Annotated in this window: 13 protein-coding genes and 2 pseudogenes; 5 read left to right on the top strand and 10 right to left on the bottom strand. The window is 71.7% G+C overall.

The genetic code is table 11. The features are described 5' to 3' along the window. Nucleotides 1–4 precede the first annotated feature (4 nt). The 3 genes and pseudogenes from ABT078_RS03225 to ABT078_RS03215 all read right to left on the bottom strand — a co-directional run. Nucleotides 5–331 carry a dihydrofolate reductase family protein gene (locus ABT078_RS03225; protein ID WP_351223245.1) on the bottom strand — a complete coding sequence of 109 codons (327 nt, stop codon included), beginning with the start codon at nt 329–331 and terminating at the stop codon, nt 5–7. A 140-nt stretch (nt 332–471) separates the two neighbouring features. Further along, on the bottom strand, nt 472–3,048 hold the full coding sequence (gene glgP, locus ABT078_RS03220) for an alpha-glucan family phosphorylase (RefSeq protein WP_351223729.1): 2,577 nt from the start codon (nt 3,046–3,048) through the stop codon (nt 472–474). A 453-nt stretch (nt 3,049–3,501) separates the two neighbouring features. Next, a pseudogene (locus ABT078_RS03215) lies at nt 3,502–3,678 on the bottom strand (monodechloroaminopyrrolnitrin synthase PrnB family protein); the annotation flags it as partial. 516 nt (nt 3,679–4,194) lie between these two features. On the opposite strand from ABT078_RS03215, the gene ABT078_RS03210 reads away from it, so the two are divergent. The 4 genes and pseudogenes from ABT078_RS03210 (at nt 4,195) to glgB (ending at nt 12,185) form a co-directional block, all read left to right on the top strand. Continuing rightward, on the top strand, nt 4,195–6,300 hold the full coding sequence (locus tag ABT078_RS03210; RefSeq protein ID WP_351223243.1) for an alpha-1,4-glucan--maltose-1-phosphate maltosyltransferase: 2,106 nt from the start codon (nt 4,195–4,197) through the stop codon (nt 6,298–6,300). Then, nucleotides 6,297–7,991: pseudogene (treS, locus tag ABT078_RS03205) on the top strand (maltose alpha-D-glucosyltransferase); the annotation flags it as partial. The gene ABT078_RS03210 and the pseudogene treS, both read left to right, overlap by 4 nt. Nucleotides 7,992–8,397: 406 nt before the next feature. Then, on the top strand, nt 8,398–9,792 hold the full coding sequence (locus tag ABT078_RS03200) for a maltokinase N-terminal cap-like domain-containing protein (RefSeq protein ID WP_351223241.1): 1,395 nt from the start codon (nt 8,398–8,400) through the stop codon (nt 9,790–9,792). 218 nt (nt 9,793–10,010) lie between these two features. After that, a complete protein-coding gene (gene glgB, locus ABT078_RS03195) occupies nt 10,011–12,185 on the top strand; it encodes a 1,4-alpha-glucan branching enzyme (protein WP_351223727.1) in 2,175 nt (724 codons plus the stop codon). 54 nt (nt 12,186–12,239) lie between these two features. On the opposite strand, the gene ABT078_RS03190 is transcribed toward glgB, so the two are convergent. Next, nucleotides 12,240–14,465, bottom strand: coding sequence for a HelD family protein (locus tag ABT078_RS03190; RefSeq protein ID WP_351223239.1), 2,226 nt, complete (start codon nt 14,463–14,465; stop codon nt 12,240–12,242). A 27-nt stretch (nt 14,466–14,492) separates the two neighbouring features. Continuing rightward, entirely contained in the window at nt 14,493–15,050 is a 558-nt protein-coding gene (locus tag ABT078_RS03185) for a DUF4259 domain-containing protein (protein ID WP_351223237.1), read from the bottom strand. Nucleotides 15,051–15,107: 57 nt separating this feature from the next. On the opposite strand from ABT078_RS03185, the gene ABT078_RS03180 reads away from it, so the two are divergent. Next, nucleotides 15,108–15,266, top strand: coding sequence for a hypothetical protein (locus tag ABT078_RS03180; protein WP_351223235.1), 159 nt, complete (start codon nt 15,108–15,110; stop codon nt 15,264–15,266). Here the strand turns inward: ABT078_RS03180 and trxA are convergent. The 5 genes from trxA to ABT078_RS03155 form a co-directional block, all read right to left on the bottom strand. Further along, the gene (gene trxA / locus ABT078_RS03175; protein ID WP_351223233.1) at nt 15,263–15,595 is read right to left on the bottom strand and encodes a thioredoxin; all 333 of its coding nucleotides are present in this window, start codon (nt 15,593–15,595) and stop codon (nt 15,263–15,265) included. The genes ABT078_RS03180 and trxA overlap by 4 nt on opposite strands. 5 nt (nt 15,596–15,600) lie before the next feature. Continuing rightward, nucleotides 15,601–15,993 carry a MerR family transcriptional regulator gene (locus tag ABT078_RS03170; RefSeq protein WP_351223231.1) on the bottom strand — a complete coding sequence of 131 codons (393 nt, stop codon included), beginning with the start codon at nt 15,991–15,993 and terminating at the stop codon, nt 15,601–15,603. 102 nt (nt 15,994–16,095) lie between these two features. Beyond that, on the bottom strand, nt 16,096–16,581 hold the full coding sequence (locus tag ABT078_RS03165; RefSeq protein WP_351223229.1) for a hypothetical protein: 486 nt from the start codon (nt 16,579–16,581) through the stop codon (nt 16,096–16,098). A 77-nt stretch (nt 16,582–16,658) separates the two neighbouring features. Beyond that, nucleotides 16,659–17,567, bottom strand: coding sequence for an NAD(P)-dependent oxidoreductase (locus tag ABT078_RS03160; RefSeq protein ID WP_502981148.1), 909 nt, complete (start codon nt 17,565–17,567; stop codon nt 16,659–16,661). Between the two features lie 73 nt (nt 17,568–17,640). Beyond that, entirely contained in the window at nt 17,641–18,174 is a 534-nt protein-coding gene (locus ABT078_RS03155; protein ID WP_351223225.1) for an Lrp/AsnC family transcriptional regulator, read from the bottom strand. Between the last annotated feature and the right edge of the window lie 49 nt (nt 18,175–18,223).

Raw genomic sequence — 18,223 nt, 5'->3', positions numbered from 1 at the left:
CGCGTCACCACGGGCCGCCCTGGGGGATGGAGACGCTCCCCCAGGGCGGCCGCACGTGTCCTCCGGCCCCTCCGCCAGGTTCGCGGGTCCGCTGCCAGGACCCGCCGCGGGGAAGGGATGGGACACGGTGGACGAGCAGCAGCTCGTCGACGAGCCCGTCGCGCAGGTACTGCCGGATGGTGGCCGGGCCTCCGCCGAGGCGCACGTCCTTGCCCTCGGCCGCCTCGAACGCCCGACGGAGAGCGGTCTCGGCGGGCTCGTCGGTGAAGTGGAAGGCCGTCCCGCCCTCCGTCGGCAGCGACGGCCGCAGGTGGTGGGTGTGGACGAACACATCGTGGTGGCAGCGGCGGTTCCCCGTGCACTGATGCCGGTGCGACCCCGAACAGCGGGCGGAGGCGGGAGCGTGACGCCGTCCGTGGAACCCGGGCCCGCTCCATGAACACGGGCCCCCGCCCAACTGCCGCAACGGTGTCAGCGCATCAGCACTCCCGCCCTCTCACCCGTCGTCTCCGTCGGCAGCGCAACGAGCCCGAGATCGGCGCCGGACGGAAGCAGCGGGTGCGAGGGCAGCACCCGGACGGTGTAGCCGAAGGGGCCGGTACGGTCCAGGGCGAGCGGGCCCTCGTAGATCCAGCGGCCCGACTCGTCCGGTCCGTCGTCGGCGGGTTTCAGCGGGAAGGCCTGGGCGTCGGCGATCGCGTCGTCGGAGTCGACGCGGCCGGCCACCGCCTGCACCTCCACGTCGTCCGGCTGGAGTGCGCCGAGCCTGACGCTGACCCGCAGGGCGAGCGTCGAGCCCAGCTCCGCGGTCCCGAGCGCCGCGCCCGCCTCGACATGGTCGACGGCGACGCCCGGCCAGGCCGCGCGCACCCGGGACTTCCAGGCCGCCAGCCCCCGGGCCGCGTCCGCGTCCAGTGCGAGGACGCGGTGGGCGCGGGCGGCCGGGGCGTACAGCCGGTCCACGTACTCCCGCACCATCCGGTCCGCGAGCACCTTCGGGCCGAGCGTCGTGAGGGTACGGCGGACCATCTCGATCCAGCGGCCGGGCAGCCCGTCGCGGTCCTGGTCGTAGAAGAGCGGCGCGATGCGCTCCTCGATCAGCCCGTACAGGGCCGCGGCCTCCAGCTCGTCGCGGCGGTCGTCGTCATGGGCCGCCGAGCCGTCGGCCGTGGGGACGGCCCAGCCGAAGTCGGGCTCGTACCACTCGTCCCACCAGCCGTCCAGGACGGACAGGTTGAGACAGCCGTTGAGCGCCGCCTTCATCCCGCTCGTGCCGCACGCCTCCAGCGGCCTGAGCGGGTTGTTGAGCCACACGTCGCAGCCGGGGTAGAGCGTGCGCGCCATCGCGATCCCGTAGTCGGGGAGGAAGACGATGCGGTGGCGCACCCGCGGATCGTCCGCGAACCGCACCAGCTCCTGGATGAGCCGCTTCCCGCCGTCGTCCGCCGGATGGGCCTTGCCCGCGACGACGATCTGCACCGGCCGGGTGGGGTGCAGCAGCAGCTCCATCAGCCGGTCTCGGTCCCGGAGCATCAGCGTGAGACGTTTGTACGCGGGGACGCGGCGGGCGAAGCCGATGGTGAGGATCCCGGGGTCGAGGACCCCGTCGATCCAGCCGAGCTCCGCGGCGTTCGCCCCGCGCTGCCGCCACGACACGTACAGCCGCTTCCGTACCTCCCGTACCAGCTGTCCGCGCAGCTCGTGGCGCAGCTCCCACAGCTCGGCGTCGGGCGTCACCCCCACGGCGTCCCCCAGGCTGCCGATCTCGGGCGCCACCCAGGTCGGGGCGTGCACCCCGTTGGTGACGGAGGTGATGGGCACCTCGGGCGCGTCGAAGCCCGGCCACAGGCCGGCGAACATCCGGCGGCTGACCGCGCCGTGGAGCGTCGAGACGCCGTTGGCGCGCTGGGCGAGGCGCAGACCCATCACGGCCATGTTGAAGACGTTCGGCTCGCCGCCCGGATAGCTCTCCATGCCGAGCTGCAGCACCCGTGCGGCGTCGACTCCGGGCAGTTCGCCGTCGTCGCCGAAGTGGCGGGCGACGAGCTCGCGGTCGAATCGGTCGATACCGGCCGGGACGGGGGTGTGCGTCGTGAACACGGTCCCGGCCCTGACGGCCTCAAGTGCCGCGTCGAAGTCCAGACCGTACGGGGCCAGTTCCCGGATGCGCTCGAGACCGAGGAATCCGGCGTGGCCCTCGTTGGTGTGGAACACCTCGGGCTCGGGGTGGCCCGTCAGCCGGCAGAATGTGCGGACCGCACGCACTCCCCCGATGCCCAGGAGCATCTCCTGCAGCAGGCGGTGCTCGCTGCCGCCGCCGTAGAGCCGGTCGGTGACGTCGCGCTCGCCCGGGGCGTTCTCCTCGACGTCCGAGTCGAGGAGCAGCAGCGGTACGCGGCCGACCTGGGCCTGCCAGACACGGGCGCGCAGCGAACGGCCGCCGGGGAGGGCGAGGACGACCTGGGCCGGACTGCCGTCGGCCTCGCGGAGGAGGGTCAGGGGCAGCTCGTCGGGGTCGAGGACGGGATAGTGCTCCTGCTGCCAGCCGTCGCGCGAGAGGGACTGGCGGAAGTACCCGTGGCGGTAGAGGAGTCCGACGCCGACGAGGGGGACGCCGAGGTCGCTCGCGGCCTTGAGGTGGTCGCCGGCCAGTATGCCGAGGCCGCCGGAGTACTGCGGCAGTGCGGCGGTGATGCCGAACTCGGGCGAGAAGTAGGCGACGGCGGCGGGCAGCGGCTCGTCGTCGGCCTGCTGCTCCTGGTACCAGCGGCGCCCGCGCAGATAGTGGTCGAGGTCGCCGGCGGCGTCCGCGAGCCGGTGCAGAAATCCGTGGTCGCGGGCGAGCCCGGCGAGCCGCCCGGCGGACACGGCGCCGAGGAGCCGCACCGGGTCGCCCCCGGCCTCGCGCCACCCCTCGGGGTCGACGGCGCGGAAGAGCTCTCGGGTCCCGGAATGCCAGGACCAGCGCAGGTTGCGGGCCAGCTCGCTGAGGGGGGCGAGGGGTTCGGGGAGGACGGGGCGGACGGCGAATCGACGAATGGCCTTCACAGGTCCCACCTTCGCAGCGGAGGTACGCATCCGGGGACGCACAACGCTGGGCGCCGGGCCGGATGTCGCCTTCGCCTCCGACGGTAGTGGGGCGGCGGCATCCTCAACCACGGCGCGAGAAGGGGGCGCACGGGCCCTTGCGCCGTCCTGGGCACGTGCGGCGGGCCCACGCGGCGGAGCCGCAGCGTCGGCACGGCCCCCACCCTGCCCTTCCCGGAGGGGGCGCTTCGCCCTCTGCCCGTACCGGGGCTCCGCCCCGAACCCGCGCTCCTGAGACGCCGGAGGGGCTGAATTCAGGCCGTCCGGCGTTCGAGAACGGACACTCGGGCCCACGGGCCGGTACCGGGGGCTGGGGGTGTGCGCCCCGGGTACGCGCGTCACGTCGTACGGCGAGCCCAGGTTCACCGACTCCGCGTCGAAGGCACCGGTCGCCGCGTGCGCGGCGTGGAAGGCGCGCCACGGCGGAAGGCTGTACGGGACGGAATCGGCGAGGAACGCGTCGTACCGCGGGTCGCTCCGCTCGCTCTGCCACAGCGTCAGATCGACCAGCCAGAGCGGCACCTGGGCGGCGGCCGGGCCGAGGTGGTCGCGGCCGCCGACGGACATCTCCTCGAAGTTGGGGCGGAGCACCTGCGCGAAGAAGACAAGTGCCGACGGACAGCGGTGGTCCGGCCGGTCGTGTCCCACGGGGCCCGGGCGCCTGCGGCGGGCCCCTTCGGCGGAGCCGCGAATCGGCACAGTCCCCGCCCTTCCCCTGGCGAGCGGCGCGAGTCCGCGGCTGATGGCGGACGACGGCGCACACGCTTCCGCTCAAGCCTGCGCCGGTCGACGAGTGGGGGTCGCGCCAACCCCGGCAGATCTGGGCGGACGCCGGGACGAACGCGCCGTCCACGGACTGAGGACACCAGGTCCCGTCACCACCCACCGGCCCGCACCCGGGGGAACGACTCCGGGGCGGGCCGTGCGGGTTCGGGGGCCCGCACCGCGAGAGGGGGGGCGCGCGGGTGGCCGTCCGCCCCGCTACCTCCTAGTAGTTAACCGAGCACCGGATTGCCCCCCGGCACTGCGTGGGAAGGCTCCCCCGGTACCCACCGGCGCGCACGCATCCACACGCAGCTATTCGAGTGAACGCGGACAGGAGCGGCCATGCCCGCAGCCCGCCAGTCGTCGACGGAGCAGTTACAAAGAACACCCACACCCCGCGCAGCGGATCCGCCCGCTCAACCCGCCACGCCCGCACAGCCCTCAGGTGATGCCGTGAACCCGCACATTGGCCGCATTCCCGTCCTGGACCTACGCCCGCTCGTCGACTGCGGCAGAAGGCCCGCGAAAGCCGTGGCCGGCGAAACCCTTCCGATCTCCGCCACCGTCTTCCGAGAAGGCCATGACGCGGTGGCCGCCAACGTCGTCCTGCGCGACCCGAGCGGCAGGCCCGGCCCCTGGACGCCGATGCGCGAGCTCGCGCCCGGCACGGACCGCTGGGGCGCCGATGTGACCCCCGACTCCGAGGGCCACTGGACCTACAGCGTCGAGGCGTGGAGCGATCCGGTGGCCACCTGGCGCCACCACGCCGGGATCAAGGTCCCGGCCGGGATCGACACCGCGCTGGTCCTCGCCGAGGGGGCCGAGCTCCATGAGCGCGCAGCCGCCGGCGTACCGAAGAACGACGGCCGCGAAGCGGTGCTCGCCGCGGCGGACGCGCTCCGCGACGGGACGCGGACGCCCGCCGACCGGCTGGCCTCCGCGCTCGCCCCGGAGACGGTCGCCGCGCTCGACCGCCATCCGCTGCGCGAACTGGTCACCGCCTCGCCGCCGTTGCCGCTCCAGGTCGAGCGCACCCGTGCGCTGTTCGGCTCCTGGTACGAGTTCTTCCCGCGCTCCGAGGGCGCCACGGTCGAGGGCGGAAAACCCGTCTCCGGCACCTTCAGGACCGCGGCGCAGCGGCTGCCCGCTATCGCCGCGATGGGCTTCGACGTGGTGTATCTGCCACCGATCCACCCCATCGGCCGCACCTTCCGCAAGGGCCCCAACAACACGCTCGAGGCGAGCCCGCACGACGTCGGCGTGCCCTGGGCGATCGGCTCGCCCGAGGGCGGCCACGACGCGGTCCACCCGGACCTCGGCACCCTCGACGACTTCGACGCGTTCGTGCACTGCGCGCGGGACCTGCGGATGGAGGTCGCACTCGACTTCGCGCTGCAGTGCTCCCCGGACCACCCATGGGTGGAGAAGCACCCCGAGTGGTTCCACCACCGCGCCGACGGCACCATTGCCTACGCCGAGAACCCGCCGAAGAAGTACCAGGACATCTATCCGATCGCCTTCGACACGGACATGCGAGGGCTGGTCACGGAGACCCTGCGGGTGCTGCGCCACTGGATGGACCACGGTGTGCGGATCTTCCGTGTCGACAATCCGCACACCAAGCCGGTCGTCTTCTGGGAGACGGTGATCGGGGAGATCAACCGCACCGACCCGGATGTGATCTTCCTGGCCGAGGCGTTCACGCGCCCCGCGATGATGCACACGCTCGGCGCGATCGGCTTCCAGCAGTCGTACACGTACTTCACCTGGCGCAACACCAGACACGAGCTGACGGAGTATCTGACGGAGCTGTCCGGCGACGCCGCCGCGTACATGCGCCCCAATCTCTTCGTGAACACGCCCGACATCCTGCACGCCTATCTCCAGGAGGGGGGCCGCCCGGCGTTCGAGGCCCGGGCGGTGCTGGCCGCGACCCTCTCCCCCGCCTGGGGCGTGTACGCGGGGTACGAGCTGTGCGAGAACACCCCGCTGAAGCAGGGCAGTGAGGAGTACCTGGACTCGGAGAAGTACCAACTGCGTCCCCGTGACTGGGAGTCGGCGGAACGCACGGGGCGCAGCATCGCCCCGCTGATCACGGCGCTCAACCGGATCAGGCGCCGCCACCCGGCGCTCCAGCAGCTGCGGAATCTCCATTTCCACCACGTCGACAACGACGCGGTGATCGCGTACAGCAAGCGCTCGGGACCGGATGTCGTCCTGATGGTCGTCAACCTCGACCCCCACCACACCCAGGAGGCCACGGTCTCGTTGGACATGCCGGTGCTCGGCCTGGACCGGCACGAGACCGTACCGGTGCGCGACGAGCTCACCGGCGAGACCTATCACTGGGGCAGGGCCGTGTATGTGCGCCTCGAGCCGGGCGTCACGCCTGCGCACATCGTCGTCCTGCGACCGTCCCCGCCGATCGGAGGGTCACCCACATCATGATCGTCAACGAGCCCGTCCACGACCTCTTCGAGGACACCCCCGCCAAGGACCGGGATCCCGACTGGTTCAAACGCGCCGTGTTCTACGAAGTGCTCGTACGGTCGTTCCAGGACAGCAACGGCGACGGCATCGGTGACCTGAAGGGCATCACCGCCAAGCTGGACTATCTGCAGTGGCTGGGCGTCGACTGCCTGTGGCTTCCGCCGTTCTTCAAGTCCCCGCTCCGCGACGGCGGTTACGACGTGTCCGACTACACGTCCGTGCTCCCCGACTTCGGCGACCTCGCCGACTTCGTGGAGTTCGTCGACGCCGCCCATCAGCGCGGCATGCGGGTCGTCATCGACTTCGTCATGAACCACACCAGCGACCAGCACCCGTGGTTCCAGGAGTCCCGCAAGGATCCGAACGGGCCGTACGGCGACTACTACGTCTGGGCCGACGACGACAAGCAGTTCCAGGACGCGCGGATCATCTTCGTCGACACGGAGACCTCCAACTGGACCTTCGACCCGGTCCGCAAGCAGTACTACTGGCACCGCTTCTTCTCTCACCAGCCGGACCTCAACTACGAGAACCCGGCGGTGCAGGAGGAGATCGTCTCCGCCCTTCGCTTCTGGCTGGACCTCGGCATCGACGGCTTCCGGCTGGACGCCGTGCCCTACCTCTACCAGGAGGAGGGAACCAACTGCGAAAACCTCCCGGCGACACACGAGTTCCTCAAGCGCGTCCGCAAGGAGATCGACACCCACTACCCGGACACGGTGCTGCTGGCCGAGGCCAACCAGTGGCCCGAGGACGTCGTCGACTACTTCGGCGACTTCCCGGCGGGCGGCGACGAGTGCCACATGGCGTTCCACTTCCCGGTGATGCCCAGGATCTTCATGGCGGTTCGGAGGGAGTCCCGCTACCCGGTCTCCGAAATCCTCGCCAAGACCCCGGAGATCCCCCAGAACTGCCAATGGGGCATCTTCCTGCGCAACCATGACGAGCTGACGCTCGAAATGGTCACCGACGAAGAGCGCGACTACATGTACGCGGAGTACGCCAAGGATCCGCGGATGCGCGCCAACATCGGCATCCGGCGCCGGCTCGCACCGCTACTCGACAACGACCGGAACCAGATCGAGCTGTTCACGGCTCTGCTGCTGTCACTGCCGGGCTCGCCGATCCTGTACTACGGCGACGAGATCGGCATGGGCGACAACATCTGGCTGGGCGACCGGGACGCCGTACGGACCCCGATGCAGTGGACCCCGGACCGCAACGCCGGCTTCTCGTCCTGCGATCCGGGCCGACTCTATCTGCCGACCATCATGGACCCGGTCTACGGCTACCAGGTCGCCAATGTCGAGGCGTCGATGGCGTCGCCGTCGTCGCTGCTGCACTGGACCCGGCGGATGATCGAGATCCGCAAGCAGAACCGCGCGTTCGGACTCGGCTCGTTCACCGAACTGCCGTCGTCGAACCCGGCGGTGCTGGCGTTCCTGCGGGAGTACAAGGACGACCTGGTCCTGTGCGTCAACAACTTCTCGCGGTTCGCGCAGCCGACGGAGCTGGATCTGCAGAGCTTCAACGGCCGTCATCCGGTGGAGCTGATCGGCGGGGTGCGCTTCCCGGCGATCGGTGAGTGGCCGTATCTGCTGACGCTGGCGGGGCACGGCTTCTACTGGTTCCGGCTGCGCAAGGAGGCTGTGTCCCCCGAGGCCGTGGTGAACGGCGCCGTGCGGAAGGGCGCCACGGTGAGCTCCGCCATGAGCTCCGCGAAAGCCCCCGCAAAGGCCTCCGCGGGCAACTCGGCGAAGAACTCCGCGAAGGGCCCCACGCCGAAGCGGGCGTGATCCGGCACATGCCATGTCGTGTGCGGGGCGGTTGTGACCGCCCCGCACGGGGCACGCTCACCGTCATATCGAGGCTCATGTCGGGACTCGTACCAAGGCTCGGGTCGAGGATGGCCCGAGGCCGTACGGACCATCCTCACCCGACACTCCCCCTGCCTGCGGCAGGGGGACCCCCACGCACTGCCCGGACAGCTATATTTGCCATAATCCGGGACACTCTTCGCATCCTGTGGTGTGCCCGGGGAAAGGACGCGATGCCATGTCGGAGGCTGCATCCACCCGGACCCCGGTGGCACTGCTTCCCTCGCTCACACCGCTGCTGCACCAATGGCTGCCCCGGCAGCGCTGGTTCGCGGGCAAGGGACGCCCGGTCGCCGGTTTCTCCCTGGTCTCGGCGGCCGAGCTGCTTCCGGTCGACTCGACGGGGCCCGGTCTGCTGCACCTGCTGGTCCGCGTCCAGCAGCCGGGGCCGGCGGGCGGGAAGGGCGGAGGAGGCAAACGGGACGACGGCCGGCCGGCCGACTGCTACCAGCTTCTCCTCGGCGTGCGGACCACACTGCCGCCCCACCTCGCCACCGCGCTGATCGGCCGCGTCACCGACGGCCCGCTGGCCGGCCGGACCGTCTACGAAGGTCTGCACGACCCCCGGCTCGCCGCCCTGCTCCTGGAGCGGCTGCGCACGCCAGGCAGGTTCGGCACCCTCCGCTTCGACCGGACCGAGCCCGTGCGGGGCGGGCTGCAGGCCCGCATCCTGGACGCCGAGCAGTCCAACTCCTCGCTGGTGTTCGGCGATGCGTACATCCTCAAGATCTTCCGTCGGGTGTATCCGGGCACCAATCCCGATCTGGAGCTGCCGCTCGCCCTCGCCAGGGCGGGCTGCGACCGGGTGCCCGCGCCCGTCGCCTGGTACGAGTCGGCCACACCCGAGCCCGCGACACTGGGCGTCCTGCAGCCGTATCTGCGCGGCACACAGGACGGCTGGCAGCTGGCGCTGAAGGCACTCGCCGCGGACCGCGACTTCACCGCGGACGCGCGCGCCCTCGGGCAGGCGACGGCGGAGGTGCACACCGCACTGGCCGCGGCGCTGCCGACGATGACGCTCAGCCGGGCACAGACCGAGCATCTGGCGACCGCCATGAACGAACGGCTCGACGCCGCGGTCCGGGCCGTGCCCGCGCTGCTGCCGTACGTACGCGGACTGCGCACCGCCTTCGACGCGATCGCCGAGGCGGGCCTCGACGGCGGCGGACACGCCCAGCGCATCCACGGCGATCTGCACCTCGGCCAGACCCTGCGCACCCCGGGCGGGGACTGGTCGGTCATCGACTTCGAGGGCGAGCCCGCACGCCCGCTCGTCGAGCGCCGCCGGATGCAGCCGCCCGTCCGTGACATCGCCGGGATACTCCGCTCCTTCGACTACGCCGCCCGCTCGCACCGCCCCTGGAACCCGGCCTGGGCCGCGCGCTGCCGAGCGGCCTACTGCGAGGGGTACGCCGAGGCCTCGGGCAGCGACCCACGGGCCGTGCCGGAGCTGCTGCGCGCCTACGAGACGGACAAGGCGGTGTACGAGGTCGTCTACGAGGCCCGGCACCGCCCGGACTGGCTCCCGGTGCCCATGTCCGCGATCCAGCGCCTCGCAGGCCCGACCGGCTGACACCCACCCCGCCCCTTCCCGAACTGGGGCGAGCCCCAGAGCACCGACCCGCGAACCCACCCGCCAAGGAGGCCGCCCCCGTGACCCCCCGCACCCCGTCCGCACAGCCGCCCGACGACCGCCCCTCGCCCCGCGCCAGGGCCACCCGGGAACCCCACGTACCCGCAGCGGCCCGGAAGGCGCCCGGGGCCACCCATGGCGTACGCCCCGCACGGCCGCTGGACGACACCGACCGCGAGCGGCTGCTCGGCGGCTCGCACCACGATCCGCACGCGCTGCTCGGCGCCCACTCGATGCGCGGCGGGGTCGTGTTCCGGGTACTGCGCCCCCATGCGGAGTCGGTGACGGTGCTGGCCAAGGGACTGCGCGCCGACCTGCACGACGACGGCGACGGGTTCTTCTCGGCCGTGCTGCCGCTGCGCAAGGAGCCGGAGTACTCGCTCCAGGTCGCCTACGAGGACGCGACGATCGAGTTCGCGGATCCGTACCGCTTCCTGCCCTCACTCGGCGAACTCGATCTGCACCTGATCGGCGAGGGCCGGCACGAGGAGCTGTGGCAGGCCCTCGGCGCCCACCCGATGATCCACCAGGGTGTGACCGGCACCCGCTTCACGGTCTGGGCGCCGAACGCCCGCGGGGTCAGGGTCATCGGGGACTTCAACTACTGGGACGGCACCGCCCACCCGCTGCGCTCGCTCGGCTCGTCCGGGGTGTGGGAGCTGTTCGTGCCCGGGGTCGGCGAGGGGGCACTGTACAAGTTCGACATCACCCGCCCCGACGGCTCGCACACGGTCCGCGCCGACCCGATGGCCCGCCGCACCGAGGTGCCGCCCGCGAACGCCTCCGTCGTCGCCGAGTCCCACCATGTGTGGCACGACGGCGAGTGGATGGCGCACCGCGGCGACCGTGCGGTGCACGAGGACCCGTTCTCCGTGTACGAGGTGCATCTGCCGTCGTGGCGACCGGGTCTGACATACCGCCAGCTGGCCGCCCAACTCCCCGCCTACGTCAAGGACCTGGGCTTCACACACGTGGAGCTGATGCCGGTCGCCGAGCATCCCTTCGGCGGCTCGTGGGGCTATCAGGTCACCGGCTTCTACGCACCGACGGCCCGCATGGGCACCCCCGACGACTTCCGCCACCTGATCGACGCCCTGCACCGGGCCGGCATCGGGGTGATCATGGACTGGGTCCCGGCGCACTTCCCGCGCGACGACTGGGCGCTGGCGGAGTTCGACGGGCGCCCGTTGTACGAGCACTCCGACCCGGCCAGGGCCGCGCACCCCGACTGGGGCACCCTCGAATTCGACTACGGCCGCAAGGAGGTCCGCAACTTCCTCGTCGCCAACGCGGTCTACTGGTGCGAGGAGTTCCACATCGACGGGCTGCGGGTGGACGCCGTCGCCTCCATGCTCTATCTCGACTACTCGCGTGAGCACGGCGAATGGAGTCCGAACGAGCACGGCGGCCGTGAGAACCTGGACGCCGTCGCCTTCCTGCAGGAGATGAACGCGACCGTCTACCGGCGCTGCCCGGGGGTCGTGACGATCGCCGAGGAGTCCACGGCCTGGGACGGCGTCACCCGGGCCACCCACCATGTCGGCCCCGGCGGCTTCGGTGGTCTCGGCTTCGGCCTGAAGTGGAACATGGGCTGGATGCACGACTCGCTCGGCTACGTCGAGCACGAGCCGGTGCACCGCAAGTTCCACCACAACGAGATGACCTTCTCGATGGTGTACGCGTACAGCGAGAACTACGTCCTGCCGATCTCGCACGACGAGGTCGTGCACGGCAAGCGGGCACTGGTGTCGAAGATGCCCGGCGACTGGTGGCAGCAGCGCGCCAACCACCGGGCGTACCTCGGCTTCATGTGGGCGCACCCGGGCAAGCAGCTCCTGTTCATGGGGCAGGAGTTCGCCCAGGGCGCCGAGTGGTCCGAGGGCCACGGCCCCGACTGGTGGCTGCTGGACCCGTCGTACGAGGCCGAGCCGGACCACCGGGGTGTGCGGGACCTGGTGCGCGAGCTGAACGGCGTGTACGCGGTGACGCCCGCGCTGTGGCAGCGCGACACCGTCCCCGAGGGCTTCGCCTGGGTCGACGGCGGGGCCGCCGAGGACAACGTCTTCGCCTTCCTGCGCTTCGACGCGCAGGGGGCACCGCTGCTGGCGGTGTCCCACTTCTCTCCGGTGGTGCGGCACGAGTACCGGCTGGGCGTACCGTCCGAGGTGCCCGCCTGGACGGAGGTGCTGAACACGGACGCGGCACGGTACGGCGGCAGCGACGTCCTCAACCCGGACCCGCTGAAGCCGGAGTCCGTCGCCGCCCACGGCCACCGTACGAGCGTCCAGCTCACGTTGCCGCCGCTGGCGACGGTGTGGCTGAAACCGGCCTGACGGCGGGGTTCACCCGGGGCCGGGCCGGGCCACCCGGCCCGGCCCCGGGGTGGCTCAGCCCGTCGGGTCGAGCGCCGCGGGCAGCTCGCCCGTGTGGACGAGGCCCAGGCGCTGGGTGGCCCGGGTCAGCGCCACGTACAGGTCGCTGTCCCCGAACCGGGCGGGCTCGACGACGATCACCGAGTCGAACTCGAGGCCCTTGGCCTGGCGGGGATCGAGCAGGACGACGGGCCGGGTCAGATCGACGGGTCCGCCGCCCAGCGCAGCGAGCGCGCCGTGGAGTTCGCGCGGGGCGATCACGGCCAGTCGGCCTTCCCGCGGGGTCTCACGGGCAACCGCGGCCAGGACCGTACCGGCGAGCTCGCCCTCGCTCGTCCGCTCGGTCCAGGGCCCGACGCCCGTCGAACGCACCGAGCGCGGAGGCCGGAAGCCGGGGTACGTCGCGCGGCGGGCGGCGGCCGCGAGGTCCATGAACTCGGCGGGCGTACGGTAGTTGACGCCGAGTCTGGCGTGCTTCCAGCGATCGCCGACGTGCGGTTCGAGGATCTCCTGCCAGGAGCGGCTGCCGGCCGCGTCACCCGTCTGCGCCGGGTCGCCGACCAGGGTCATCGACCGGGTCGGGACGCGCCGCATCAGCAGCCGCCAGGCCATCGCCGACAGCTCCTGCGCCTCGTCGACGATGATGTGCCCGAAGGCCCAGGTCCGGTCGGCGGCGGCGCGCTCGGCGGCGCTGCGGTGGTCGGCCTCCTCGTGCCGGTCGGCGAACCGCTCGGCGTCGATGATGTCGTGCGCGGCGAGGACCTCCGAGTCGTCGTCCTCCTTGTCCTCGAACTCGTAGGTGCGGGAGGCGTACGAGACGTCGAGGACGCCCTGCGCATACGCGATCCGCCGGGACCGCTCGGCCTCGGCGGCGGCCCGGGCGGCCGAGTCGTCCTCGCCGAGGAGTTCGGCGGCCTCGTCGAGGAGCGGCACGTCGGCCGCGGTCCACGGTCCGCCCACGCGGCGGATCAACTCCGCCTCGTCCTCGGACAGATGCGCCGGCTCGGCCAGGTAGTCCGCGAGGAATTCCTGCGGGGTGAGATGGGGCCACAGCGACGCGATCGCGGCGTGCACGTCGGCGCTGGCGGCGACGCCCTTGCCGAGCTGGGCGATGTCGTCGGGACCGAGGAAGTTCGGGCCGCCGTAGGGGTCCTCGCCGATGCGGTCGGCGAGCTGGGTGGTGAGGTCGTCGATGACGTGGAAGGCGAAGTACGGGCGCGCGAGGTTGTGGGGCAGCCCGGTTTCGCGGGCCTTGTGGCGCGCCTCGACCGCGAGGTCCCAGTCGAGGATCAGCTCCCCGTCGTCGTGCGGGATGACGATCGGTTCGCCCTTCTCGGGCACCTCCTGCCGGTCCCGTACGGCTTCGGCGAGTACGCCCGCCATCCCGGCCCGCCCCTTGACCGCGGCGGCCGCCGGGGTGTCGGTGCCGGTGGCGTGGACGCCGGGGAACAGCTCGCCGACCGTCGCCAGCAGCACGCCCGTCTCGCCGAGCGAGGGCAGCACCTCGCCGATGTACCCCAGGAAGGCGGGGTTCGGCCCCACGATCAGCACGGCCCGCTTGGCCAGCTGCTCCCGGTGCGCGTACAGCAGATACGCGGCCCGGTGCAGCGCGACGGCGGTCTTCCCGGTCCCCGGCCCGCCCTCGACGACGAGGACGCCTTGCTGCGGGGAGCGGATGATGTGGTCCTGCTCGGCCTGGATCGTGGAGACGATGTCCGCCATGCGGCCGGTGCGGGCGCTGTTGAGGGCGGCGAGCAGCACTTCGTCGGCGTCGTGCGACTCGTACCCGGTGCGGGTGGTGTCGTTGAGATCCATGATCTCGTCGTGCAGGGCCGTGACCGTGCGCCCCTGGGTGGTGATGTGCCGGCGCCTGCGCAGCCCCATCGGCTCGTACCCGGTCGCGAGATAGAACGGCCGCGCGACCCGTGCCCGCCAGTCGATGAGGAGCGGCGTCCGCTCGGCGTCGTCGCGCCTGATTCCCGTGCGGCCGATGTGGTACGTCACTCCGTCGCGCCGGTCGATGCGCCCGAAGACCAGTCCGGTGTCGGCGGCGTTCAGCGCGGCGAGCGTCGCCGAGTGCTCGATGACGGCGACATCGCGCTCCACGCGCGCCTGGCGCCCGTTCCCGGTCCGCTCGACCGCGCCCTGGACCGCGGTCTCGGCCTCCGCTCTGAGCTGGTCGAGGCGGTCATGGACGAGGGAGACGAATTGCTGCTCCTTCTGCAATTCCTCGGTTGACAATTCAGCTCCAGGCGCGATAGAGTACTTTTATTGAGCTTTTCCGTGCGATCTTCTACGCTCGAACACGGAACTATTAAATATACGCGAGGAAATACCCCGGCCGTCAATTCGGACCGGGGTTTCTTGTGTTCGCCGGGGCGCCTGGGCGCGGCCTGCGCAGCCGCGTCGGGCACGGCACGCAGCCGTACGGGGATGCTCCGCCGCTCCTCGGCAGCGCCCGCGTCGTCCGCATCGCCCAAGGAGTTCGGCGAGCTCCGACTCCGGCGCGAGGATCCGGTCGATCGCCCGCACACCCAGCGCCGGGAGATCCCCGGGCAGCACCGGAACGGGCTCCTCCGGTCCATGGACGGGATCGACCGGCTGCCCACCCGGCAGCCCGGCCGCGGCGAGCGCCGCGGCGGCCAGGGCCTCGTCCGCATCGGGGGCCTCGACGTGCTCCCCCCTGCGCCACCTGGAGCAGCGCGGCCCGTATGTGCCCCGCCCCGGCCGCCGGCTCCAGGTCGTCCGGTGTACCCCCGCCGCCGCCCCGGCGTCGGGGCGTACGTCTCGCCCGTGAACGGTTCCCGGACGGGAGTTCGCGCGCACGCGGCTCGGAAGTGTGGTGCGAGGCGAGGTGACCAGGGCAGTACCTTCGGGGTGTTCGTGCGCGTACCCGACGGTATGGAAGGTCTCGTACGCAGCAGCGAACCGGGCGGCCGGGAGCCGGGGCCCGACGACGAGGTCGACGTCGAGATCACCGCGATCAACGTCCACCGGCGCCGGGTCACCCGCGAGCTGCGGCCCGATGTGGCGGCCGGCTAGAGCACGTCCTCCAGCTCCTGCAGGAGCTTCCGCTTCGGCCGTGCCCCCACCATCGACTTCACCGGCTCGCCGTCGCGGAACACGATCAGCGTCGGCATCGACAGCACCCCGTACCGCATGGTGACCTCGGGGTTCGTGTCGGCGTCGAGCTGGACGACCTTCAGCCTGCCGGCCTCCTCGGCGGCGACCGCGCTCAGCACGGGCGCGAGCTGGCGGCACGGGCCGCACCAGTCGGCGGTGAACTCCACCAGGACCGGGCGATCCGCCCCCAGCACCTCCGCGTCGAAGTCCGCGTCCGTCACTGCGGCGACGCCTTCTGCCTGAATCATCCGCCTCAACCTCCGAGTTCGCACTGTGGGTCCGGGCCGCCCGGCAGTTCCGCCTCGGCCCTGACGAGCTGCGCACCGACCTGGTCCCGGACGGCCTGGAGCCGGCCGATCAGCTCGTCGAGCTCGGCGAGCTTGCGCCGGTACACGGCGAGGGATGCGGGACAGGCGTCGCCGGCCGGGTGGCCGGCGCGCAGGCACTCCACGAAGGGTCGGGTCTCCTCCAGTTCGAAGCCGAAGTCCTGCAGGGTCCGGATCTGCTGGAGCAGCCGCACATCGCCCTCGTCGTACGTGCGGTAGCCGTTCACCGCACGCCGCGCGGGCAGAAGCCCACGGGACTCGTAGTAGCGCAGAGTGCGGGTCGTCGTCCCGGCCCGCTCCGCCAGCTCGCCGATTCGCATGCGTACGACCGTAAGCCTTGACGCCGACGTCAAGGAAAGCCGCCGGCCCTCGGGCACTTCGGTCGGCCGCGTGCGGACGGAGGACGGGTCCGCTTCATCAGGTCAGCGGCGGGTGAGCGCCGTGATCCAGTTGGTGGTCCAGGCCGTACCTCCGTCAACGGAGAACGCCTGCTCCCAGCGGGCCGTCGTGTCCGTGATGCCCGACCGGACGAAGTGCCCCCGCACCGGCCTGCCCGCACAGGTGTCGTCCCCGTGGAACACACCGCGGCCGTCCGCCTCGAACCGGCCGGTGACCGGCGGGAACAGCACGCCGGTCCGGCTGCTGGACCAGGACAGCGACCACTCCTCGCGCGCGGTGTCGTGGAGCCGCAGGGTCAGGCCCCTGGGACCCGGGGTCGGGAACTCGATCTCGTCGAAGTTGGCGCCGCCGGCGGAGTGACGCGAGGCGTGGGTGTGGCCGGGGAACTCCTCCCAGCCGCTCTCGGGGTCGAGGAAGTCGGTGAGACGGCGGTTGTCGACGTGCCGGCGTCCGGTGAGGAAGGCGCCGGCACCGGTCCGCTGTGAGCCGGGGCCGGACGGGCCCCACATGCCGCCGCCGGTCCGCGCGAACCCGACGCCGGGGCCCGTCCTTCACCACCAGCGCGTGCCGTCAACGCGAGGCGTCGTCACGCCCCTTCGGCGACGGTCCTGTACGTGCTCGCCCAGTCGTCCGCCGCGTGCCCCTTGGCGATCGTCCGGTCCGCGACCGCCTTGATGGACTCCAGGTGGGAGACGTCGAGTCCGCGGTGGCGCGCCGCGTGGAGGATGTGCTCGACGCCCGCGGCCATCATGCCGAGGTTGGCCTGGACGCCCGGGTAGCTGTCCGCGTCGATGTTGGCCGCGAAGGACTCCGCGATGGGCGGGAGGATGTGGACGATGGCGCCGAGGAACGGGGTGATGTCGGCTGCCTTGACCCCGTCGGCCTTGGCCAGCGCGTACGCGTGGACCAGGCCCGAGATGCTTCCGTAGAAGAAGTCCAGCAGGGAGAGGTCGTACAGCGCGGCCAGACCGGGGTCGGTGCCGACGAAGACGGTGTTGCCGCCGAGAGCCTTGAGCGTGGACTCGTGGCGCTCGAAAGCCTGCTGGGAGCCGGAGTGGAAGAGCAGCGCGTCGGGGGTGCCGATCACGGGCGTGGGGACCATGACCGCGCCGTCCAGATAGGCGATGGAGCGCTCGGCCGCCCAGGCCGCGGTCTCGCGGCAGCGCTCGGGGGTGTCCGAGGTCAGGTTGACCAGGACGCGGCCCTGGAGCGCGTCCGCCAGGGGCTCGAGGATCGCGTGCGCGGCGTCGTAGTCGACGACGCAGACGACGGTCAGCTCGCCGGCGCGGACCGCCTCTTCGGCGGTGGCCGCGCGGACCGCGCCGCGGGCGACGAGGTCGTCGCCCTTGCCGGGGGTGCGGTTCCAGACGGTGGTGGGGTGGCCGGCGTCGAGGAGGGCTCCGGCGAGGGCCTGGCCCATCGCGCCGAGGCCGATGACGGTGACGGGGGCGGCGGATGCGGTGGTCGCGGTGTTCTCGGTAGGCATACGGATCATGCTTGTGCGCCGCGCACAACCCCACAAGTACCGACAAAAAAGTCAGGTACTCACCTACAGGTGAACATCGAGGTCAACGACCCGTCGACGGTGGCAGGGGCAGCAACGGCTTCCGCCCCCCGGGTGAGGACAGCACGATCGACGTCGTCGTCCGGCCGAGCGAGGACGTCTGCTCCAGGACGTCCTCCAGATGCTCCGTGTCCGTCACGGCGACCTTCAGGATCCAGCAGTCCTCGCCGACGACGTGGTGCGCCTCGATCACCTCCGGCCGGCCGAGCAGCTCCAGCGTCCTCGGGTGCTTCAGCGTGTAGCCGCCGTGCGGGTTCACGCGGATGTAGGCCTGGATGCCGTAGCCGAGCCTGGCCGGAGCCACCTGGGCGCCGTAGCCCGTGATCGCGCCGCACGCCTCCAGCCGGCGCAGCCGCTCGGTGACGGCGGCCGGGCTCAGTTGCACCCGCCGGCCGAGCTCGCTCAGTTTGATGCGGCCGTCGGTCTGGACGAGTTCGAGAATCCGGCGGTCCACCTGGTCGAATGCGGCTGCCGACGTTTCGTCGGCGGTGGCGCGCAGATGCCGTGGTTCTTTCGGTGCGGCGGCCGGAACTCCCAAGTCTCCCCCTTCAGGACGCGGCCCGTCAACGTAACACTGGTGGTCCCGG

The organism is Streptomyces sp. NPDC002133, from assembly GCF_040296405.1.
In the GTDB taxonomy this organism is placed as follows: Bacteria; Actinomycetota; Actinomycetes; order Streptomycetales; family Streptomycetaceae; genus Streptomyces.
This window is presented reverse-complemented; position numbering and strand designations above follow the sequence as displayed.

What these genes read in the sequence shown, in the direction of transcription:
- ABT078_RS03210 (WP_351223243.1), top strand. Translation starts at nt 4,195, where the DNA reads ATGCCCGCAGCCCGCCAGTCGTCGACGGAGCAGTTACAAAGAACACCC.
- ABT078_RS03200 (WP_351223241.1), top strand. Translation starts at nt 8,398, where the DNA reads ATGTCGGAGGCTGCATCCACCCGGACCCCGGTGGCACTGCTTCCCTCG.
- trxA (WP_351223233.1), bottom strand. Translation starts at nt 15,595, where the DNA reads ATGATTCAGGCAGAAGGCGTCGCCGCAGTGACGGACGCGGACTTCGAC.
- ABT078_RS03170 (WP_351223231.1), bottom strand. Translation starts at nt 15,993, where the DNA reads ATGCGAATCGGCGAGCTGGCGGAGCGGGCCGGGACGACGACCCGCACT.
- ABT078_RS03165 (WP_351223229.1), bottom strand. Translation starts at nt 16,581, where the DNA reads ATGTGGGGCCCGTCCGGCCCCGGCTCACAGCGGACCGGTGCCGGCGCC.
- ABT078_RS03160 (WP_502981148.1), bottom strand. Translation starts at nt 17,567, where the DNA reads ATGATCCGTATGCCTACCGAGAACACCGCGACCACCGCATCCGCCGCC.